Below are 20,135 nucleotides of genomic sequence, written 5' to 3'. Positions count from 1 at the left end.
CGAGTCTTACCCTTTCAATTTATTGACAGAGCTGATTGGAACTTTATTTTTTAGTTTCGATTCTTATTTCTCCCGAACTGTCGCCGTCGGTCGTTCTTTTATTAATATTCATGTTTTTGATCTTATTGGGATCCAAAGCATCAATTTCCTGTCTTGTCACTTCTTTTCCGTCGATGTACAGTTTCATATTACTCAGGTCACCTGAAATCTTTTTCATACCGGGACCTCCCATCGCATTATTATCCATTTTCATCACCCTTACATTGTTCACCTTCATTGGCTTGTTCATAGAATTGCTGTAGATATACACTCTTCTATTGCCGTCTAAAGCTCTTCTCTCCACTTCCAGCTTGGCTCTTTCACCTTCCAGCTTAGCTCTTTTTTCTTCTAATCTGGCTCTTTCTTTATCAAGCTTAGCTCTTTTCTTCGCTGTTGCTGCAGATTCCTGGGCTCTTCCCGCAGATTTGTAAGCCATATCAGCTTCGGGAGACCATCTCATATCGTTCATTCCTCTGTAGCTGTATACTTTTACTTTGGGAGCCATTGGTGCATTGGGAGCGCCAGGAGGAGGTGCAGGAGCATCCGGAAAATCAAAATGCATTTCAGGAATTTCGGGAATTTCGACATTTAAATCTTCAAGATTTTTTACTTTATCATTCCATTCTTTTGATTTGAAATACTCGTTGATATTGACGTCTTTCCCATCCATTCTGATGACCATCGCTCTTTTCAAAAAGTCTTCAGAGCTTGCAATTTTTCCGATTTCACCGGATAATTTTCCGATTTCTTCAAGATTTTTATTGTATTCTGAGCTTTCAGGTTTAAGATTTTTTAAAGCTTGACTTTTTTCCTGTATTTTTTTACTCAGATCAGCGATCTTTCTATCATCATGTTCTCTTTTGTATACTTTTGGAGCTACAACAATATTTTTAGATGCGTTAGGAGTGATGGTATCCTTTTCGATCTTATTTTCTTTTTTAATTTGAGAAACCGCTTTCTCTATTTCTACATTCGTAGCTTTGATTTCCTGATTCTTAGCATTTACCAGATAAGCAAACGCTACTGAAAATACAACCGGCAATGCAAAAATTCTACGCGCATATCCGAATTTGGTTTGAGGTTTTTGTAACATTTTGAGTCGTTTTTTTAGATTTGAACTTAAGAACGGACTGGTCGCAGGCAACTGTGTTCCGGAAAAGTGGCTTGCTAAAAGCATCTGCGCAAATGCTTTTGTGTCCGATTGTTTTACGGCTTTTTTATCAGCCAGATATTCGTGAATTAAACTAATTTCTTTTTTAATGATATGAAAGAATGGATTGAACCAGAAAACAGAAGTGATAATCTCAATAAAAATTTTATCGAATGAGTGTTTCTGCTCAATATGCACCATTTCGTGCTTTAAAATCTGCTTTCCGACGTCGGAATTCAATGTGATGGAATTCTTCCAGAATAGATTTTTAAAATAGGAAAACGGAGCTTCCGTCAGGTTTGTATGGTAAAAGTTGATACCATCAAAACTTTCTTTTTGAAACTGATTTTTAAGCTGCTGGATTCTGAAAATCCCGTAGATAAACCTTCCTAAAAAATAGAAAGAAACCAATCCCAAAGCTGAAAAAATAATTCTAAGATAAATGTGGTCATTATTGATGTTTTTAGTTGTTTTAAAATTCTGTACCGTATCTATAAGCCTGTAGATATCATTGCTCACTTCAATAGCGAAGTCTTCAACCTTTATCAGGGGAAGCAGCAACGAGATCAGCATCGCCGACAAAAGATAAAATCTGTTGTAGTGATGGAACGTCTTGTCTTTAAGAGACAACTGATAATACAAAAACATTACACCAGAACATAAAATTACTTTTCCGAAGTATAGAAGTACGGTTTCCATAGGTCTTAGTTTTTCTTTTTGAGTTCGTCTAATAGCATTTCAAGGTCTTCCACCGTCATTTCGTTTTTCTCCACCAGGAAAGAAACGGCGCTTTTGTAAGAACCTTTAAAATAGTTTTTTACAAGGCTTTTCATTGTTTTTCCGCTGTACTGCTCTTTCGAGATCAATGGAAAATACTCATGCTGTCTTCCGTACACGTTGTAGTCTACGAATTCTTTATCTTTCAATACTTTTAAAATAGTAGAGACCGTATTGGTGTGCGGTTTGGGCTCAGGAAACAAATCAAGAACATCTTTTAGAAATCCTTTTTCCAATTTCCAAAGGTACTGCATCACTTGCTCTTCTGCTTTTGTCAAAGTCTGAATCTTCATATATCCCGTTTGTTAATATTAAAACTTGTTTAATTTTTTTTATACTTCGATAATCTCTATTGACAACTCTGCTACTAAACATTTTTACTTACACTGTCAGGCTGAGGCTCTCGAAGTCTTTTCAATTATATTTAAATCAATCTGAATTAATTATAATTTTTAATTTAATCTATATCACTAAGAAATTAGTTATACAAATGTAGAAATAAAATCATTCGAAACAACTATTTTTCTAGTGATAAAAAATTAATTAACGTAAATATCTGAAAATCAGCGAAATAAATTTTATTAAAATTTGTTAAATTTTTAAAGACAGTAATTTTTCGCCTCATTAATCGTCAGAAAAATCTTTATTTATAAAAGAAATTCTTAAAACTTGTTAATTTTTATTAAATAAAATTAAAATGTATTTGTTTAAACTGAGAAAATATATTTATTTTAGTGCTTTAAAAATTTCTCATGAAAAGATATAATTTATTGATTGTACTATTACTATTCATTTTTAACGTTACTACAGCTCAAAAGAAGGGCTCTCCGGCTGCCGATTTCAGTGCGGTAAGAGAAGCTAAAACCAAAATTGAAAATACAGTTCCATTAGTTATCAAGCATCTACAGCAAATCAGCGAAAAGGAATCTGATCCTAATATTCTTGCCAACGGTAAAACTGCCTTAGCGAAAGAATACGGAAAAGTAGAGCTGGAATGGCGTCTTTACAGAGGAAATATGAATAACTGTATTCTGAACAATTCTTCTAAAAAAGCTAAAAAATGCATGGAGTATCACAACACCATGTTTAGAGATACAATGATCAACTACAACAATTATATTACAAATCTTACCAGAAAGAACGGATATCTTGGAGTAGAAGGTGATACAAAATTTGAGCTTAACCCTGCTGAAACAGCTACTAAGCTAAATGAAGCATACTTCAATGCAAACGACGCTGCAGGAAGAATGAAGGGAGCACAAAAAACAGATTTCGTAGGCCAGACAATGGCAGATGATTATAAATTAACGCCTTTTAATCAATTGGCGCCATAATTATTTTTTTTAGTTAAATGATATGAAATCCCGCTTTTTCCGAAGCGGGATTTTTTTTTATTAATTTTTTTTTAAATCTTGTCCAAAAACAAAAATTCAATTGTCTTTAAGGTATAACAATCAAAATTTAAATGTTTATGGAACCAAGAATCAATTTATTCGAAAAAGGAAAAAAAGCAATTACCCCAATCTTTGGAATCAGCCAATACCTGAAACATTGTTCACTCGACAGACATTTGATAGAACTTATTGATTTCAGAATCTCACAGATCAACCAATGCGCGTACTGTCTTGATATGCACTCCAAAGAACTTCGTGCTATGGGTGAAACAGAGCAGCGTCTTTACGGACTGAGTGCATGGAGAGAAACTCCGTATTACACAGAAAGAGAAAGGGCTGCTTTCGAATATGCTGAAGCCGTGAACACTTTTCACGTTTCCGATGAAGTATATGAAAATACCAAAAAACAATTCTCTGAAGAAGAAATCCTCGATCTTACTTTGGCTGTCAATGCGATTAATGTATGGAACAGATTCAATATCGCTTTTCAACAGGTTCCGGGAGATTATAAGGTAGGAATGTTTGGATAAGACCCTGTAAAATTTAGAGTGAATTTAACTATAAAAGAGAACCGCAATGGTTCTCTTTTTTTTGGATTAGGAATAAATCTTTATCATTATATATTGGATAAAAAATGATTTTCTTGTCTATAATATTCTGATTTAAATTGATGTTTATAAAGAATGAATTGCATAAATCAAGCCATTTTAAAGCAATTTATTTAATTCACGATAGGGAGAAATAAAAAAGAGTATCACAAAAAATGCAATACTCTTTAAGATAGTAGCGGGAACCGGACTCGAACCGATGACCTTCGGGTTATGAGCCCGACGAGCTACCTACTGCTCCATCCCGCGGTATATTTTTAGAACGCCACCGAAGCGTTGTCTTAGTAGCGGGGACACGACTCGAACGTGCGACCTTCGGGTTATGAGCCCGACGAGCTACCTACTGCTCCACCCCGCGGTATATTTTTTAGAAACGTCACCGCAGACGTTTATTAATCTTAGTAGCGGGAACCGGACTCGAACCGATGACCTTCGGGTTATGAGCCCGACGAGCTACCTACTGCTCCATCCCGCGATATTGGATTGCAAATATACGACAATTATTTTAAAATCCTAATTTTTCTTTTAAATAAAGGACTTTTATGAAAACTATTTTAATATTCGTATCTTTGAACTATGGCAAAAATATTGAAAATTTACCCGGAAAATCCACAGGAAAATCTTATCAATGAGGTAATTAAAACTTTGAATAATGGCGGATTAATTATATATCCTTCAGACACGGTTTATGCCTTGGGCTGTAATATTTTTGACCTGAAAGCCATGGAAAAGCTGGCTCAGATCAAGAAAATAAAGCTGGAGAAAGCACAATTTTCCATAATTTGTAATGATCTAAGCCATCTTTCAGACTTTACAAGACCCATCGAAACTTCTGTTTTCAGGTTTTTAAAAAGTCATCTTCCGGGACCTTTTACCTTTATTTTAGACGCCAATAAAAGCCTGCCTTTAGCCTATAAAAACCATAAAACCATCGGTATCCGTGTTCCGGACCATCCGATTCCGCAGCTTATTGTTGAAAAACTGGGACATCCGATCGCTTCAACTTCTATTAAAGACGACGATGAAATCATCGAATATTCCACTGATCCTGAATTAATTGCAGAAAAATACGACCATCTGGTAGATATTGTCATTGATTCCGGTTATGGAGATAATGTAGCGTCTACGATTGTGGATCTTACTTCGGGAGAGCCTGAGGTTATCAGACAGGGAAAAGGAAATATTTAAGCTTAAAGTTCTGATTTTTAAGTTAAATTTGATGGTTGACGGTTTTTAATTATGAGTCTGAACGGAAAATATTCTATAGGAATTGTACTTACTTTTGCATTGCTCGCCATGACGATGTTGTACATTTTTCCTTTTTTAAATTCACTTTTTGAAACAAAAACTCTTACGGCGGAAAAGTTTTTTTATTCCAGAGTTGCTCTTTGGTTTGTATTGATTATTACATTTCTGTACAGTTTTTTAATTGAAAAAAATTCTTTCCTTCTATGGAAAGAGAGAAAATATTCCTTTTTATTTTACATCGGATCTGTCATTTCTTTATACTTCATTTGTGCATTTGGAGGAGCATTTTTAAATGTTTTAGTTAAGATTGCAACCCAGGAAAAATTCAGTGGTAAGCTTTTACAGATGACTTCTCTTTTTAAAAATAATTATTTATTAATTATCTTTACATGCTTAACGGCGGGTGTTGTTGAGGAACTTCTGATGCGCGGCTATATCCAAACCAGAGTTGAAAAAAATTTATGCAAATCAGTATTTTGGAATTATAATTTCCGCCATCCTTTTTGGAATTCTTCACAGCACTTACGGAACGATTGGTCAGGTCTTGGTGCCTTTCTTTATCGGCGTCGTTTTTGCGATGTTTTATAAAATTTATTCGAACATTAAAATTTTAATCATCTGCCATTTCATGTATGATTTTGTTTCACTGATGATGATGAATTTTATGGATATTAAACATTTATCTGTATTTTAATTATGAAAATAGTAACATCTCCTGCCAAGTTAATGAACGTAGAAAACTCAACCGATCTGTTGAAAGCTACTACGCCGAAATTCATTGATGATGCAGCATTTATACAATCTTATTTAAAACAAAAATCTCCGAAATATCTTTCTGAGCTGATGGAAATTTCGACAAAACTGGCCGACGAAAACTGGGAGAGAAATCAAAAATGGAAGGCAAAACCTACCGCAAAAGAATCTGCTCCGGCAATGTTTGCGTTTACCGGAGAAGTTTATAGAGGACTGGATGCCAAAACGTTAGAAAAATCGGCCATAGATTATTTACAGAAAAACTACAGAATGCTTTCCGGATTGTACGGTCTATTGAAACCATCGGATAAAGTGATGCTTTACAGACTGGAAATGGGAAGGCCGTTCGAATTTGATACCTATAAAAATCTTTATGAATTCTGGCGGAAAAAAATCACAGAACAGCTTAATTCTGAGATGAAAAAGAACGAAATTCTCCTTCATCTGGCAAGCAGCGAATATGGAAAAGTAATCGACAGAAAAAGACTGAACCATAAAGTGATCGATTTTGATTTTTATGAATTAAAAGACGGAAAACTGAAAACCATCGTCGTTTACACCAAACACGCAAGAGGTTTGATGGTAAGATTCTGCGCCGAAACCAATGCTCAGACGTTGGATGATGTAAAGGCCTTTAACTATGAAGGTTACTTAATCGACGAGGAAAAATCGACCGATACAAAACTGGTTTTCACGAGATAAATGACAATTTCAGCCTTTAAAAATTATTTTAAAACAGAACTTTCGAATCTTTATACAGACTCGGAAAGCGCTTTTCTGTCTTCAATTTTCATTCATAAAATTGTCGGGTTTGACAGTTTTCAGCAACGCAGATTTGCTGATCAGGAATTGCTGATAGATGATGAAAAACAGCTCCGGCAGATCATTTCAGAGCTAAAAACCAATAAACCTTATCAACAGATTTTAGGGGAAACAGATTTCTACGGAATGACTTTTTTCGTCAATGAAAATGTGCTGATTCCGCGGCCTGAAACGGAAGAATTGCTGGAATTTGCGATAAAAAAAATTCACCATTCAGCATTGACAATTGACAAATTAAAAATTCTTGATATTGGAACAGGAAGCGGAATTATCCCTTTGGTTCTAAAAAAATATTTTCCACAGGCTGAAGTCACTTCCATTGATTTTTCTGAAAAAGCTTTGGAAATCGCGAAAAAAAACGCAGATTTTCATCAGCTGGAAATTAATTTTATTCATAACGATTATCTCAATTTTGACTTCAATCAGAATTTTGATATTATTATTTCAAACCCGCCTTATATCGGGATTGAAGAAGAACATGAAATTGCCGATTCCGTGAAAGAATTTGAGCCCAAAATGGCACTTTTTTCACCCACTTCCGATGCCTTGATTTTTTACCGGAAAATTGCAGAAGATTCAAAAAAATATTTGAATAAAAACGGACTTTTATTCTTAGAAATTAATCAAAAACTGGGACCTGAAACGTTGGAGTTGTATACAAACGATTTTTCTGAAGCCCTATTAATAAAAGATTTATCGGAGAATGATCGTTTTATTTTTGGTCGAAAATAACTAGTATGGAAATTAAAACTCACCATTTCAACAATACAAAAATTGCAGAAGTAATTTCGGACGGGATTATCATCAATTCGGCTCAGGATGGGCTGGATCTTTTGGGGAATATCTATTATCAGGATTTTGATAAAATCATTATGTATGAGAAAAATATGACCCCGGAATTCTTTGATTTAAAAACAAAAATCGCAGGCGATATTCTACAGAAATTTTCAAATTATCGCGTAAGACTGGCAATTGTAGGAGATTTTTCCAAATATGAAAGTAAAAGTATTAAAGATTTTATTTTCGAGAGTAATAAGACGAAGCATATTCATTTTGTCGAAAACATAGCCGAAGCCCTGGAAAAACTTTCAATTTAAAAATAAAAAAAGTCAGCAAAATAATTGCTGACTTCTATTTTATAGTTCATTATTTTAACCTATTCTTTTCCTTACAAAAATCTCATAGCTTAAATAAAGTAATGGTAATGCCATAATTCCGATGTATAATGAATTGGCCATTGCAGCCTGTGGTTGATTTGCCACAGCATACACCAAACCGAAAAACGCACCTCCTAAATGCGCGGCATGACCGATGTTATCGTGTTGTCTGGGATTCAGCATCATATAAACGGAATATCCAAAATAGATTAACCCAAAAATAAAACCTGGAATCGGAATCGGGATAAAGAAAAGGTAAATTCCCAAATTAGGAAGCATTGCTATCGAAGCAAATAAAATCCCTGAAACTCCTCCACTCGCTCCAATCGCAGAATACCAGGGCTGTTTTTGATAGATAAACAGTGAAAATATATTTCCAAGTAAAATCGATCCGAAATAGATGATTAAAAATCCAACATTCCCAAACCCCTGTATAACAATAGGTCCGAAGAAATATAAGGTAAGCATATTAAAGACCAAATGAAAAATATCCGCGTGTAGGAAACCTGCCGACAGCAAACGTATATATTCTTTCCGGTTAAGGATGGCTCCCACACTGAACTTGTATTTTTCAAAATTACTGCTGCCATTCGGTGCAATAAAGCTGATAATTGCAGTAATTGCTATGATTAATATTAAAATATTCATAATTTTCTCAACATTTAATTGTCCGTATTCTCATCACTTTGGAAAAGGTCGCCAATCATTCCGTCTTCATCCATTCCGCTCATCGGTTCCGGATCTTCGTAGACTTCAGGCTCTTCTTCTTCAGGCTCAGGAATATTCACGTTAATGGTTTTTACCTTAAACTTAGTAAACTGGTTTCCAATCGCTTTAATTCCTTTTACAGTAATAAATTCATCAATATGCACCGTTTCCGGATCGCGGTCTTTCCCTTTATCTTTGGCAAAAATAATCTCCGCCGTTGCTCCATTGGCAACAATTACATTTTCGATAAAAGATTTCGGGTGTTCCGAAGGCATGAACGTCTGTATATTCGGCGTATTTTCGAATAAGAACCTCTTAATGAAGTAGATATCTTTTTCGCCATCAAAATAAATACACGTTACAGGCTGCTCCGGTTTCCATTTTTCCAGTACCAGATATTCATCATCAAAACGGTTGCCAAGATCAAAAGAAACCAGTTTCGCTTCTCCGTTTGTATTGATTGTCAATATTTTATCATCACCTTTAAAACTTCCTAATAAAGTTCCTCTTCCGTCTGCATTCAGTCTTCTTACCGTATCATCAAACCAGATTCTTCTCGGCGCTAAGGTGGAAACTCCCTCTTCTTTTAAATCAACTTTTTTTACGGCATATTTCGTCACCAGATTTCCTTTCGAATCACGACCTTTGATCGCTAATTCTGAGAAATCAACATCCATTTTATTTTTTCTGATTCTTGGGTTTGGTTTTAAAAGTACCGTTACCGTTTCAGCTTCACCATTCGGATTTGCTGAGAAATAAAGAACTTCCGAGCCTTTTTTATCCGAAGCCAGAGGATAATCTGTATTTCTGGTAACTCCCGTTACAGAAAAACGCTTCATATAATAAGGACCTTCTTTTCCTTCGCGGTAGATCATGTTGTAGACCGTTCTTTTGTCATTTTTCTTCCAGACAGCAACGTGGAGGATATCTTTCCCGATGAAGGTTTTGGCTTCCACTTTTACGACTTTCATACTTCCGTCTTTCCTGAAAGTAATGATATCATCGATGTCTGAACAGTCGAACAGATACTGGTCTTTTCGCAAAGAAGTTCCGATAAAGCCTTCTTCAAAATTAGCGTAGAATTTCTCATTGGCCACCGCAACTTTTGTAGCATCAATGGTATCAAAAATCCTAAGTTCTGTTTTTCTTTGCTTGTCTTTTCCGTATTTTTTCTGAATATTTAAATAATAATCAATCGCATACTGAACAAGATTCGCAAGATTATATTTTACCTGCTCAATTTTACCTTCAAGAGCGGCAATATTTTCTTTAAATTTATCTAAATCAAATCTGGAAATCCTTTTGATTCTGATCTCCGTCAGTCTTAAAATATCCTCTTCCGTAACGGCTCTCAAAAGATGTCCGGTGTGAGGTTTTAAGCCTACATCAATTGTTTTTAAAACATCTTCCCATGTTTTTACTTCTTCAATATCGTGATAGATTCTGTTTTCAATGAAAATCCTTTCCAATGAAGAAAAATGCCAGCTTTCCTGCAATTCGTGAAGTTCGATTTCCAATTCTTTTTTAAGCAATGAAACCGTATGATCCGTATTCATTCTTAAAATCTCGGAAACATTCAGGAACATCGGTTTGTCACCGACAATCACACAGGCATTCGGAGAAATCGTAACCTGACAATCGGTAAAGGCATACAATGCATCGATCGTTTTATCCGGTGACGAATCATTAGGAAGGTGAATCAGGATTTCTACCTTATCAGAAGTATTATCTTCAATTTTTTTGATTTTGATCTTCCCTTTTTCATTCGCTTTTAAAATAGAATCAATAAGATCGCCGGTATTTTTAGAAAAAGGAAGCTCGGTGATAATCAACGTATGTTTATCAACAGGTGATATTTTTGCTCTTGCCCTTACCTTTCCGCCTCTGTGACCGTCGTTGTATTCGGAAACATCGAGATAGCCTGCTGTAAGGAAATCCGGGAATAACTCAAATTTTTTACCTTTAAGATAAGCAACAGAAGCATTAATTAATTCATTAAAATTATGCGGAAGAATTTTCGTGGAAAGTCCCACCCCGATTCCTTCAACACCCTGTGCCAGAAGCAACGGGAATTTTACGGGAAGGTCGATCGGCTCGTTGTTTCTGCCGTCATAGGATTTTGCCCATTCTGTAGTTTTTGGGTTGAAAACCACTTCCAGTGCAAAAGGAGTTAATCTCGCCTCAATATATCTCGCCGCCGCCGCAGAATCTCCTGTATAGATATTTCCCCAGTTTCCCTGAGTATCGATCAACAGCTCTCGCTGCCCGATTCCCACCATGGCATCTGTAATGGAAGCATCACCGTGAGGGTGATATTTCATGGTGTTTCCTACAATATTGGCAACTTTGTTGTAACGTCCGTCTTCCAGCTCTCGCATGGAATGCATGATTCTTCGCTGAACAGGCTTAAAACCGTCATATACCGACGGAATTGCCCTGTCTAAAATAACATAAGAGGCATAATCCAGAAACCAGTCTTTGTACAGCCCGGAAACTTTTTTTAAGCTCTCACCCTCATGCGAGTATTCTTCTGTCATCATCTATTTTATTAACTCTTTTTCTCGTTATTAGCTTTTATTACTTTATTTAAGGAGAATTTTAAATCATTAATTTCTTTTCTGGTTAAATATGAAATCTCATATTTCAAAATGGTTGATCCGCTATTTTTGCTGGAAATCGTGATGTAAAGTCTTTTCATAAAAAAAAGATCGATCACCTCAAATTTCAGCAGTTTGTATTTTGGAAATTCATCGCTTAATGGCTTGCTCAAAAAAGGGATGATATTCCTATTTCTGAAATGGATAGCTTCTCCGTCACTATCATACTCAAAAATTTGTCTTCCGTTGAGATAAAAAAATCCTAAAAACATGATCGGAACAATGATCAGTAATATACTTTCCTTACCTAAAATATTAAATCTGTATTCTTCCAACAGATAAGCTCCGACGCCTGCTGCTAAAAACATAAGCAGGAGTGTATTTACGAAGCTGTAAACCGAGGTTTTATTACGGTTACTTAGTCTCATTTTGTGCTATTAGTGTTAGTGTGTTGTGTTTTTTAAAAATAAGTTTAAAAATTAATTTTCATCAATGACTTCACTTAATATTTCCTTTTTGTCGATATCAGGATCTTCAACTACCAGATTTTCAAGGATGAAAGTCTGTCTGTCCGGAGTATTTTTTCCCATATAAAACTCCAGAAGCTGATCGATCGTCTGATCTTTTCCTACTACCACCGGCTCCAGACGAATGTCTTTCCCGATGAAATGTTTGAATTCGTCCGGAGAAATTTCACCTAATCCCTTGAATCGGGTAATTTCCGGATTTTTTCCTAATTCGTTTAATGCTTTTATTCTTTCCTGCTCAGAGTAGCAGTATCTTGTTTCTTTTTTATTTCTTACCCTGAACAAAGGGGTTTGAAGAATATAAAGATGTCCATTCTTGATCAGATCAGGGAAAAACTGCAAAAAGAATGTGATCATCAGTAGACGGATATGCATCCCGTCGACATCGGCATCGGTGGCGATAATGACCTGGTTGTATCTAAGATCTTCTAAACTTTCTTCAATATTCAGAGCGGCCTGCAGAAGGTTGAATTCTTCATTTTCGTACACTACTTTTTTGGTTAAACCATAACAGTTCAAAGGTTTCCCTTTCAGAGAAAATACAGCCTGTGTTTCTACATCTCTGGATTTTGTGATCGATCCGGATGCAGAATCTCCCTCGGTGATGAAAATCTGAGTTTCCCCTTTTCTTTCGTTTTTCTGATCGTTGTAGTGCTGTCTGCAGTCACGAAGTTTTTTATTGTGAAGAGAAACCTTTTTTGCCCTTTCCCTCGCCAGTTTCTGGATTCCGGAAAGCTCTTTTCGTTCTCTTTCTGAAATTAAAATTTTTCTTTGAATCGCTTCTGCAACTTCCGGATTCTGGTGTAAGAAATTATCCAATTTGCTTTTTAAGAAATCAATGATAAAAGTTCTTACCGTCGGTCCGTTGGGTCCGATATCGTTTGACCCTAATTTAGTTTTTGTCTGAGATTCGAAAACGGGTTCTTCCACGTTGATGGAAACCGCCGCAACGATAGACTTTCTAACGTCTGAAGCATCAAAATTTTTGTTGAAAAACTCACGAATCGTTTTCACATACGCTTCACGGAAGGCATTAAGGTGTGTTCCCCCCTGCGTTGTATTTTGTCCGTTTACGAAGGAGAAATACGTTTCAGTCTGTGACTTATCGGTATGCGTGATGGCAACTTCTATATCGTTGTCTCTCAAATGAACGATCGGATACAGCGTTTCATTTTCCAGTTCTTCATCAAGCAAATCTTTAAGTCCGTTTTCGGAAAAGAAAGTTTCGCCATTGAATAGGATTTTCAACCCGGGATTAAGGTAGGCATAATTGCGGAGCATTCTTTCGATATACTCTTTCCTGAATTTGAAATGAAGGAAAATTTCAGCATCCGGAATGAAAGAAATTTCAGTACCGTTTCTGTCTGAAGTCTCCTTTTCATCAAAATTTTCTGTAATCAACCCTCTTGAAAACTCCGCCATTTTCATCTTCCCGTCACGGAAAGACCTCACACGGAAATAATCTGACAGAGCATTTACAGCTTTGGTACCAACCCCGTTCAGACCTACGGATTTTTTGAAGGCCTTGCTGTCATACTTCCCTCCGGTATTCATTTTTGAAACGGCATCTACCACCTTTCCGAGCGGGATGCCACGACCAAAGTCACGAATGGTAACTTTACCGTCGTCTACTTTTATTTCAATTCTTTTTCCTGCCTTCATTCTGAACTCATCGATGGAGTTGTCCAGGATTTCTTTAAGCAAAATATAAATACCATCATCAGCAGAAGAGCCATCTCCCAGCTTCCCGATATACATGCCGGGGCGCAGACGGATATGTTCCTGCCAATCGAGGGTTCTAATATTATCTTCGGAGTAGATTGGGTTTATTTCTTGTGACATATATAATTTCAGCAAACATACAAAAGTACGAAATTGGACAAAATTATCCGAATGTTTTGGTTTATTTTTTATCAATATTATCTGCAAGTCTTGTATTATTGTTAATGAAATTCTATATTTACATTATTCAAGAGCAAGTGAAAAACAATATTACTTTTTTTTGAAATTTTAGTTAAAAAAATCAATCATCAAATAATAAATTAATTTAAAACCATAAAAATAAGAAACATGATTAAACACCATTAACGAAACAATAAAAAACTAAAAACCAAACTCACACATGAAAAATAACCTAAACGCCTGTATCATCAATGCCCATGATGACGGCGATTACATTTCCCTGCTTCTCAAAAATCAGTTCCCGGAATTTGAGATCTCTTTTCAGACCGACAACATGGAGCATGCTTCCGATTACCTCAGTAAAAATGTTCCCGATCTTTTGTTTGTAGATTTTCAGCTGGTGGATAAAACTGCCTTTGAACTTCTTTTAAAAATTAAAAAAAACTCTTCCCAGATTATTTTCATTACAGATTCTGAAAAATCTGCTATTCAGGCCATTAAAAATGGAATTCCCGATTATTTATTAAAGCCGATCAACGAGTTGGATTTCGTTCTTACCGTTAATAAAGCCATAGAAAATTTCAGGAAAAATAATTTTTCGTTGGCTAACAATCCCGTTCAGAATAAGATCAATCTTCCTACGCTTCAGGGCTTTAAAAGGGTAAATGTTGATGAAATTATCCGCTGTGAAGCTTATTCCAATTACACATTCATTTATTTGCTGGATAAAAGTAAAGTAATGGTTTCCAAAACTTTATATGATTTTGAGAAAAACCTTTCGGGATATAATTTTTTCAGGATCCATCATAAGCATTTGATTAATCTGGAGCATTTAAAAGAGTATATTAAAGGAAAGGGCGGCCAGGTTGTGATGGCAGACAACTCTGTTCTGGATGTGTCTATCCGGAAAAAGAATGATTTTTTACATAAAATAGCTTAATATTTCACACATAAATGAAAAACAATCGCATCTGCTCAATTCTTAAAGGCAGTTGATCACTCATGATAGGCTGATGCATACTACTTTGATACTTTTGGGAAACAAATCAAACAATAAATAGTATCATTATGAAAAAAAGTCTATTACATGCGAAAAACCTTATCGCAGCAGCTATGATCTTCTCAACAGGATTGGTAAATGCACAACAATGGCTGATAACAGGAAATTCCGGGACCAGTAACTTGAATTATGTAGGAACTACGGGAGTTGCCCCTTTATTTTTAAGAGTAAACGGCTCATCTTCAAATCCGGGACAGGCTTCACTTACGGGTTCCGGGTCTTTCGTGGTAGACGGAGCCAACAACTCCAACACGATCAATTCTAAAGGAAGTCTGGTAGCAGGTTTGGGCCATGTTTTGGGAACAAGTGCCGAAAGCTCGTTAGTTGCCGGCTGGGAAAACAATCTGTCGGCATCAGGAGGTGCAAATATTGTGGTAGGGCAACAGAATACGGTATTAAACGGAGCCGGAAAATCCGTAGCACTGGGCTGGAAAAACATTATCAGAAACGCCAATCAGTTTGCCATCGGGGTGGGAATTGATTTAGCCAATTTCTATTCAGGAGGTTTCGGGGTTGATCTTGCGGCTACAGGCGACCGTTCTTTCGTTATCGGATCCGGAACAGGAGGAGTAAAACTGACTAACAACGTACCGAGATCAATCATGTTTGGGATGTCCCCTACTTCTACAATGCTTATCGTAGATCAGTCGGTGGGCGTGAGAACAAATGCTCCGACCGCCAACTTCCATACGGTAGGAACTGTCCGTCACCAGGGACTTCCGAGCGGAACAGGACGGGCTTTGGTTGTTGACAATGACGGAAATGTAATGGTGGCAACAAGCATCATCACGAGACAGGCCAACAATGAAGCCGATCTTCAGCATCAGATTGATGAGCTTAAAAATGAAATTAAAGAGTTGAAAGATTTATTAAAACAAAATAAAATGAGTGTTGATCTAAGCTCAGACTCAAATGAACCTAAATTATTTCAAAATGCTCCCAATCCTGCAAGAGGCGGAGAAACGGTGATCAAATATTATCTTCCCAACATTTCCAAAGAAGCGTCTATCGGGATTTACAATATTTCAGGACAATTAATAAAGACCATCCTTTTAAAAGACAAAGGAAACGGAAGCATCAGCCTTTCGGGAATCCAGGGTGGTTCTTATGTCTACAACCTTACCGTTGACGGAAAAAATATTGAGAGTAAAAAAATGCTGATCCAAAATTAGGATAAAACACAAATTTAATATTAATCTTGAGGCTGCTTTCGGGCGGCCTTTTTTCTTTGATGTAAACATTTATTAATAAAAAATTAACACTTAATAAAAACCTGATTGCACTTGCTTACTCACTCTGGTGTGAGATTATTTTATCTGATACTTTTATCTGGACAAACTAAAAACGGTGAAAACCAAAATCACTTAAAATGAGTATTAATTAAAGTTTTTGTTGGTTTTTGATTCATAAAATCAACATACACTATGGTAAGAATGTATTTTTTATCCCTGTATCTTTTCCTGGGAAGCTTTATGTTCCAGGCACAGGACATCCCTCCTTGTTCAGATTTTAATGACACTTCAAACCCTTACGGAAATTGGGCTCCCGCAGCAGCTCCAAACGGAAATGTAAGTGTGGGAGTAGGTACGGCAAATACCTTTGACGGATCACAATTTTTAATTTTAAAGGATCTTTCGGGCGGATCATGGTATCAAAACTGGAAAGATTATCAATATTTAGGAAAAAGATTTTTAGGACAATGCCTTTATTTTGATTTTTATATAGAAAACGACAGCGGTTACGGCATGCCTTATCACCCAAACATCACGCTTTCTGACGGAACAAACAGTGCGACTTTCGTAGCAAATATTACGGTAACTCCGGGAAGCGGGTGGGTTCGTATAAAAGCTCCGATCCAGCTTTCCAGCGGTGGTGTTCTTCCGAGCAATTCTGACGGAGCGTGGACGATGAGCCCTGTAAATGCGGCTGTTTTTGACAATATCATCATGAATTCTCAAGTGTTGGGAATCTCTCCTGATATGACTTCCACTCAGCAGGAAATCGTATATTTTGACAATATCTGCGTAAAACCGTGTGAAGGCTGCAACGAATGTAATTCAAACTTCAAAATCCAGACAACAACCAGTACTTCAGGAAACTTTACCATTGCTCAGATTTTCCTTGAAAGCATAAATTCACCAAGCTTATACAAAGTGGATTGGGGTGATGGAACCATCGGTGATGTAATGACTTCCCATACGTACGTTTCACCGGGATCTTACAAAGTTTGCGTAACTCAGTATGAAAACGACAAACCGAAATGTACAACCTGTGTTGAAATCTGTATTCCTAAGCCTTTTCAGGCAAGTAAAATGGCTGGTAATTCAGGATTAACTTCACCTTTAAAAGAAATTGCTGCCATTGCAAAAGCAGAAACCGGAACTCCGAATGAGGTGAAAGAGTATTCTCTGGTTCCCAATCCGGCGCAAAACTATGTGGATGTACAGACCAATCTGGCAAAAAAAGGAAATGTTTCCGTAAAAATCATCGATGTTTCCGGAAAAGTAGTAATGCACGTTTCTGAAACGGTAGAAAGCGGTCGCCAAAGTATAAAACTGAATACTGAAAAATTAATTCAGGGGACTTATATTGTTGAAATAAAATCAGAGAGCAAAACTTCTTCTCAAAAACTTTTGATTTCGAAATAGTGGTTGATGTAGAATTAAAAGAAGAGTCCGTCTCACAACTCGTGAAACGGACTTTTTTTTTATCATTTTTCTTGATTTTAATACAAGATTTTCCAGAAAAGGTTACTTCAGAAAAGCATACTCATGATTATAATCTGGAATTGAATTTAATCTGACCGCTAATATCTCTTGAATAGCCATTCATATGAGGTCCCGTACTGCTCCAATGTAAAATAATTCCTTTATCATAATAATTATCGGCAGAACGATATCGGTATGATGCATTGAATCCATTATTATTGATGTCTGCAGATTTTTCTCCGGTCGGCCATGTATCTTTTTCAAAAATTACATAGTTAAGTGCATCCCCTTGCCATCCACCTACATTAGCTGGTCCTGGATCCCATGATCCTGCATAACCACAAACGACCTTTACTGCTGTATTAGGAATCATATACCTCATGTACTTCCAAATGAACACTTCGCCATCAGGATTATTCGTCCACATTAACTTAGGTAAAGAAGAGTTACAGGGATTTACACTGTTTGGTGTATTCCATCCTGTATAAGTTTTCGTCCAAATATCACTTTTCCCAGCTAAGAATGATTCATTATGTTCTCTTATGGTCATATATTCAAAATATGGCCAATAGTGGGTTCCATCTTTGCAACGATCATCCCCTTTCTGCTCAACTGGTAAAGTTTTTGAAGTACGAGGAGGTACCGCTTCTTTTGGTAAAATAGATAAATCAATGGTATTTACAAAAGTTTCATTTAATGAAAACACCCAAACTTCTTCATTTTCTACGGCTTTTTCATCTACCATTTTTACAAATTCCCAATTGCCGGCTGCATTAAGTTTATATGCCTTTGCTGATGCAGATTTTTCATCACCCGTATAGAAAACTGCTAAAATTGGATTTGACTTACCTATTTTACCTGCAGCTTTTAATCGATTATAATTGTAAACAAAAATTTGTGGAAAATATTTACTGCCTTCTAAATCATTAAAGGCTAACAAACTATTTTTAAAATCAGCATCATTGTTTAAAGCAGGTATTTGCTTATAAAAAACATCAATTAAAGCATTATCATCACCATCGATATTTTTTTCCAATTCAGCATATACTACACTTCTTGATTTTGCATCTTTCTGAGATTCAGAAATAATGTCCTTAGCGGTATTCATTAAGATAGATTCAAGATAAATTCTTTTATCTTTCAACGACATACTGGAAAGATTGGGTTTAATCATCGCTTTCTGATCTTCCATTGATGATAAATCTGATTCATTACGACAAGAAGAAAGAGCAATTGAGATTGTTATTAATGATAAAATAACTTTTTTCATTTTTTGTATTTTTAATTTATTTATTTGCAAATGTGAGAATATGGAGCCTTTAAAAATAAACTAGACTTAATAAGTGTAACAGATCACTGAGTAAGTGTAGTTTTTAGTTTGTAAACGTTTTATTAAAAAATCTTAAACCTTAAACCAATGCTCAAAAAAGGAAATAAAGTTCAGACAAATTAATCTTTATTTTAAAAAAATAAATTAAATTCGAAACAATTAAAAATTTGTTTTAATGATACAACTTCCTTTATCGAAGCTTTCCAATGTAGGAACGACTATTTTCAGTCAAATGACTCAATTGGCCAACGAAAACGAAGCCATCAACCTTTCACAGGGATTCCCCGATTTTATGCCTGATGCTGAGCTGTTGGATCATGTAGATCATTTCATTAAAAAAGGCTTTAATCAATATGCTCCCATGGGCGGAATGATGGTTTTAAAGGAAGAAATTGCCCGAAAAATAGAAAATTCTCATCAGGCGATCTATCATCCCGACACGGAAATAACGGTAACTGCAGGTGGAACCCAGGCTATTTTTACCGCGATCGCTACTTTTGTGAAAAAAGATGATGAAGTCATTATTTTTGAACCGGCTTATGATTGCTATGAGCCTACGGTAGAGCTTTTCGGAGGAATTGTAAAGCGTTTTGAAATGAAAGCTCCCGACTACGAAATCGACTGGAATGTTGTAAAAAATCTCGTTTCGGATAAGACAAAAATGATCATTCTGAACAATCCGAATAACCCTTCCGGGAAGATTTTAAAAGAAAATGATATTCAGGAATTGATAAAAATTGTAGAAGGAACTTCAATTCTTATTTTAAGTGATGAAGTCTATGAAAATATTGTTTTTGATGGAAAACAGCATTTAAGCATCTGCAAATATCCCGAACTGAAAAACAGGAGTCTTTTAGTCGCTTCTTTCGGAAAATTATTCCATGTTACCGGCTGGAAAGTGGGCTATTGTGCGGCTCCGAAAATGTTGACAGATGAATTCAGAAAAGTGCATCAATTCAATGTTTTTTCGGTGAATACTCCGATTCAGATGGCATTAGCCGAATACATGAAAAATCCTGATCATTACAACTATCTCAACCAGTTTTTCCAGGAAAAAAGAAATTTTTTGAGACAAGGTTTAGCCTCAACTTCTTTTGAATTGCTGGATTGTGAAGGAACCTATTTTCAGGCGCTGAAATATGATAAAATTTCTGATAAAAATGATTTTGATTTCGCGAGTGAACTCACTATTACTCATAAAGTTGCGAGTGTTCCGTTTTCATCTTTTTATAAAAATAAATTGAATGAAAATGTGATAAGGCTTTGTTTTGCTAAAAAACAGGAGACGTTGGAAAGGGCGATCGAGAATTTGAGCAAACTTTAAAATATTTTATACTCTCGCAGATTTTGCAGAT

Annotated in this window: 17 protein-coding genes, 3 tRNA genes and 1 pseudogene; 11 read left to right on the top strand and 10 right to left on the bottom strand. The window is 36.0% G+C overall.

Translation table 11 applies throughout. From position 1 onward, the window contains the following. Positions 1 to 43: 43 nt before the first annotated feature. Both BMX24_RS05115 and BMX24_RS05110 read right to left on the bottom strand, forming a co-directional pair. Positions 44 to 1,888: a M56 family metallopeptidase gene (locus BMX24_RS05115; RefSeq protein WP_089790974.1), complete on the bottom strand. Its 1,845-nt coding sequence runs from the start codon at positions 1,886 to 1,888 to the stop codon at positions 44 to 46. 5 nt (positions 1,889 to 1,893) lie between these two features. Continuing rightward, a complete protein-coding gene (locus BMX24_RS05110; protein ID WP_089790973.1) occupies positions 1,894 to 2,259 on the bottom strand; it encodes a BlaI/MecI/CopY family transcriptional regulator in 366 nt (121 codons plus the stop codon). Positions 2,260 to 2,718: 459 nt separating this feature from the next. Here BMX24_RS05110 and BMX24_RS05105 point away from each other — a divergent pair, with 459 nt between their 5' ends. Together BMX24_RS05105 and BMX24_RS05100 are read left to right on the top strand one after the other, a co-directional pair. Continuing rightward, a complete protein-coding gene (locus BMX24_RS05105; RefSeq protein WP_089790972.1) occupies positions 2,719 to 3,300 on the top strand; it encodes a hypothetical protein in 582 nt (193 codons plus the stop codon). Positions 3,301 to 3,437: 137 nt separating this feature from the next. Next, entirely contained in the window at positions 3,438 to 3,890 is a 453-nt protein-coding gene (locus BMX24_RS05100) for a carboxymuconolactone decarboxylase family protein (protein WP_089792758.1), read from the top strand. A 254-nt stretch (positions 3,891 to 4,144) separates the two neighbouring features. Here the strand turns inward: BMX24_RS05100 and BMX24_RS05095 are convergent. The 3 genes from BMX24_RS05095 to BMX24_RS05085 form a co-directional block, all read right to left on the bottom strand. Further along, a tRNA-Met gene (locus BMX24_RS05095) sits at positions 4,145 to 4,217 on the bottom strand. 36 nt (positions 4,218 to 4,253) lie between these two features. Continuing rightward, positions 4,254 to 4,326 (bottom strand) — tRNA-Met (locus tag BMX24_RS05090). Between the two features lie 44 nt (positions 4,327 to 4,370). Continuing rightward, positions 4,371 to 4,443: transfer RNA gene (locus BMX24_RS05085), tRNA-Met, on the bottom strand. 101 nt (positions 4,444 to 4,544) lie between these two features. Between BMX24_RS05085 and BMX24_RS05080 the strand changes: the two genes are divergently transcribed. The 5 genes and pseudogenes from BMX24_RS05080 (at position 4,545) to BMX24_RS05060 (ending at position 7,888) form a co-directional block, all read left to right on the top strand. Next, the gene (locus tag BMX24_RS05080) at positions 4,545 to 5,156 is read left to right on the top strand and encodes an L-threonylcarbamoyladenylate synthase (RefSeq protein ID WP_089790971.1); all 612 of its coding nucleotides are present in this window, start codon (positions 4,545 to 4,547) and stop codon (positions 5,154 to 5,156) included. Positions 5,157 to 5,207: 51 nt separating this feature from the next. Next, positions 5,208 to 5,910: pseudogene (locus tag BMX24_RS21330) on the top strand (CPBP family intramembrane glutamic endopeptidase). Positions 5,911 to 5,912: 2 nt separating this feature from the next. Continuing rightward, positions 5,913 to 6,671, top strand: coding sequence for a peroxide stress protein YaaA (gene yaaA, locus BMX24_RS05070; protein ID WP_089790969.1), 759 nt, complete (start codon positions 5,913 to 5,915; stop codon positions 6,669 to 6,671). Continuing rightward, on the top strand, positions 6,672 to 7,523 hold the full coding sequence (prmC, locus tag BMX24_RS05065; RefSeq protein WP_089790968.1) for a peptide chain release factor N(5)-glutamine methyltransferase: 852 nt from the start codon (positions 6,672 to 6,674) through the stop codon (positions 7,521 to 7,523). Positions 7,524 to 7,528: 5 nt separating this feature from the next. Continuing rightward, complete coding sequence (locus tag BMX24_RS05060) at positions 7,529 to 7,888, top strand: DUF4180 domain-containing protein (protein WP_089790967.1); 360 nt, start codon at positions 7,529 to 7,531, stop codon at positions 7,886 to 7,888. Between the two features lie 54 nt (positions 7,889 to 7,942). On the opposite strand, the gene BMX24_RS05055 is transcribed toward BMX24_RS05060, so the two are convergent. Genes BMX24_RS05055 through BMX24_RS05040 form a run of 4 tightly spaced genes read right to left on the bottom strand, consistent with a single transcriptional unit; the run spans position 7,943 to position 13,622 of the window. After that, positions 7,943 to 8,596 carry a rhomboid family intramembrane serine protease gene (locus tag BMX24_RS05055; RefSeq protein WP_089790966.1) on the bottom strand — a complete coding sequence of 218 codons (654 nt, stop codon included), beginning with the start codon at positions 8,594 to 8,596 and terminating at the stop codon, positions 7,943 to 7,945. Between the two features lie 14 nt (positions 8,597 to 8,610). Next, a complete protein-coding gene (locus tag BMX24_RS05050) occupies positions 8,611 to 11,196 on the bottom strand; it encodes a DNA gyrase/topoisomerase IV subunit A (protein ID WP_394332527.1) in 2,586 nt (861 codons plus the stop codon). 8 nt (positions 11,197 to 11,204) lie between these two features. Then, positions 11,205 to 11,681, bottom strand: a complete 477-nt coding sequence (locus tag BMX24_RS05045) for a hypothetical protein (RefSeq protein WP_089790965.1) — start codon at positions 11,679 to 11,681, stop codon at positions 11,205 to 11,207. A 51-nt stretch (positions 11,682 to 11,732) separates the two neighbouring features. Then, positions 11,733 to 13,622 carry a DNA topoisomerase IV subunit B gene (locus BMX24_RS05040; protein WP_089790964.1) on the bottom strand — a complete coding sequence of 630 codons (1,890 nt, stop codon included), beginning with the start codon at positions 13,620 to 13,622 and terminating at the stop codon, positions 11,733 to 11,735. Between the two features lie 280 nt (positions 13,623 to 13,902). On the opposite strand from BMX24_RS05040, the gene BMX24_RS05035 reads away from it, so the two are divergent. From BMX24_RS05035 to BMX24_RS05025, 3 genes are all read left to right on the top strand, one after another. Continuing rightward, positions 13,903 to 14,622 carry a LytR/AlgR family response regulator transcription factor gene (locus BMX24_RS05035; RefSeq protein WP_089790963.1) on the top strand — a complete coding sequence of 240 codons (720 nt, stop codon included), beginning with the start codon at positions 13,903 to 13,905 and terminating at the stop codon, positions 14,620 to 14,622. Between the two features lie 128 nt (positions 14,623 to 14,750). Further along, positions 14,751 to 15,914 (top strand): T9SS type A sorting domain-containing protein, encoded by a 1,164-nt coding sequence (locus BMX24_RS05030; protein WP_089790962.1) that lies wholly within the window; start codon positions 14,751 to 14,753, stop codon positions 15,912 to 15,914. A 261-nt stretch (positions 15,915 to 16,175) separates the two neighbouring features. Beyond that, on the top strand, positions 16,176 to 17,390 hold the full coding sequence (locus tag BMX24_RS05025; RefSeq protein WP_170835660.1) for a T9SS type A sorting domain-containing protein: 1,215 nt from the start codon (positions 16,176 to 16,178) through the stop codon (positions 17,388 to 17,390). 127 nt (positions 17,391 to 17,517) lie between these two features. On the opposite strand, the gene BMX24_RS05020 is transcribed toward BMX24_RS05025, so the two are convergent. Next, positions 17,518 to 18,720: a hypothetical protein gene (locus tag BMX24_RS05020; protein WP_089790960.1), complete on the bottom strand. Its 1,203-nt coding sequence runs from the start codon at positions 18,718 to 18,720 to the stop codon at positions 17,518 to 17,520. Between the two features lie 235 nt (positions 18,721 to 18,955). Here BMX24_RS05020 and BMX24_RS05015 point away from each other — a divergent pair, with 235 nt between their 5' ends. Continuing rightward, entirely contained in the window at positions 18,956 to 20,104 is a 1,149-nt protein-coding gene (locus BMX24_RS05015) for a methionine aminotransferase (protein ID WP_089790959.1), read from the top strand. Positions 20,105 to 20,135: the final 31 nt, after the last annotated feature.

Source organism: Chryseobacterium wanjuense (genome assembly GCF_900111495.1).
In the GTDB taxonomy this organism is placed as follows: Bacteria; Bacteroidota; Bacteroidia; order Flavobacteriales; family Weeksellaceae; genus Chryseobacterium; species Chryseobacterium wanjuense.
This window is presented reverse-complemented; position numbering and strand designations above follow the sequence as displayed.

Bases quoted from the DNA above. Each gene is read 5' to 3' on its own strand.
- BMX24_RS05115 (WP_089790974.1), bottom strand. From the start codon at position 1,888: ATGGAAACCGTACTTCTATACTTCGGAAAAGTAATTTTATGTTCTGGT.
- BMX24_RS05110 (WP_089790973.1), bottom strand. From the start codon at position 2,259: ATGAAGATTCAGACTTTGACAAAAGCAGAAGAGCAAGTGATGCAGTAC.
- BMX24_RS05105 (WP_089790972.1), top strand. From the start codon at position 2,719: ATGAAAAGATATAATTTATTGATTGTACTATTACTATTCATTTTTAAC.
- BMX24_RS05100 (WP_089792758.1), top strand. From the start codon at position 3,438: ATGGAACCAAGAATCAATTTATTCGAAAAAGGAAAAAAAGCAATTACC.
- BMX24_RS05080 (WP_089790971.1), top strand. From the start codon at position 4,545: ATGGCAAAAATATTGAAAATTTACCCGGAAAATCCACAGGAAAATCTT.
- yaaA (WP_089790969.1), top strand. From the start codon at position 5,913: ATGAAAATAGTAACATCTCCTGCCAAGTTAATGAACGTAGAAAACTCA.
- prmC (WP_089790968.1), top strand. From the start codon at position 6,672: ATGACAATTTCAGCCTTTAAAAATTATTTTAAAACAGAACTTTCGAAT.
- BMX24_RS05060 (WP_089790967.1), top strand. From the start codon at position 7,529: ATGGAAATTAAAACTCACCATTTCAACAATACAAAAATTGCAGAAGTA.
- BMX24_RS05055 (WP_089790966.1), bottom strand. From the start codon at position 8,596: ATGAATATTTTAATATTAATCATAGCAATTACTGCAATTATCAGCTTT.
- BMX24_RS05050 (WP_394332527.1), bottom strand. From the start codon at position 11,196: ATGATGACAGAAGAATACTCGCATGAGGGTGAGAGCTTAAAAAAAGTT.
- BMX24_RS05045 (WP_089790965.1), bottom strand. From the start codon at position 11,681: ATGAGACTAAGTAACCGTAATAAAACCTCGGTTTACAGCTTCGTAAAT.
- BMX24_RS05040 (WP_089790964.1), bottom strand. From the start codon at position 13,622: ATGTCACAAGAAATAAACCCAATCTACTCCGAAGATAATATTAGAACC.
- BMX24_RS05035 (WP_089790963.1), top strand. From the start codon at position 13,903: ATGAAAAATAACCTAAACGCCTGTATCATCAATGCCCATGATGACGGC.
- BMX24_RS05030 (WP_089790962.1), top strand. From the start codon at position 14,751: ATGAAAAAAAGTCTATTACATGCGAAAAACCTTATCGCAGCAGCTATG.
- BMX24_RS05025 (WP_170835660.1), top strand. From the start codon at position 16,176: ATGTATTTTTTATCCCTGTATCTTTTCCTGGGAAGCTTTATGTTCCAG.
- BMX24_RS05020 (WP_089790960.1), bottom strand. From the start codon at position 18,720: ATGAAAAAAGTTATTTTATCATTAATAACAATCTCAATTGCTCTTTCT.
- BMX24_RS05015 (WP_089790959.1), top strand. From the start codon at position 18,956: ATGATACAACTTCCTTTATCGAAGCTTTCCAATGTAGGAACGACTATT.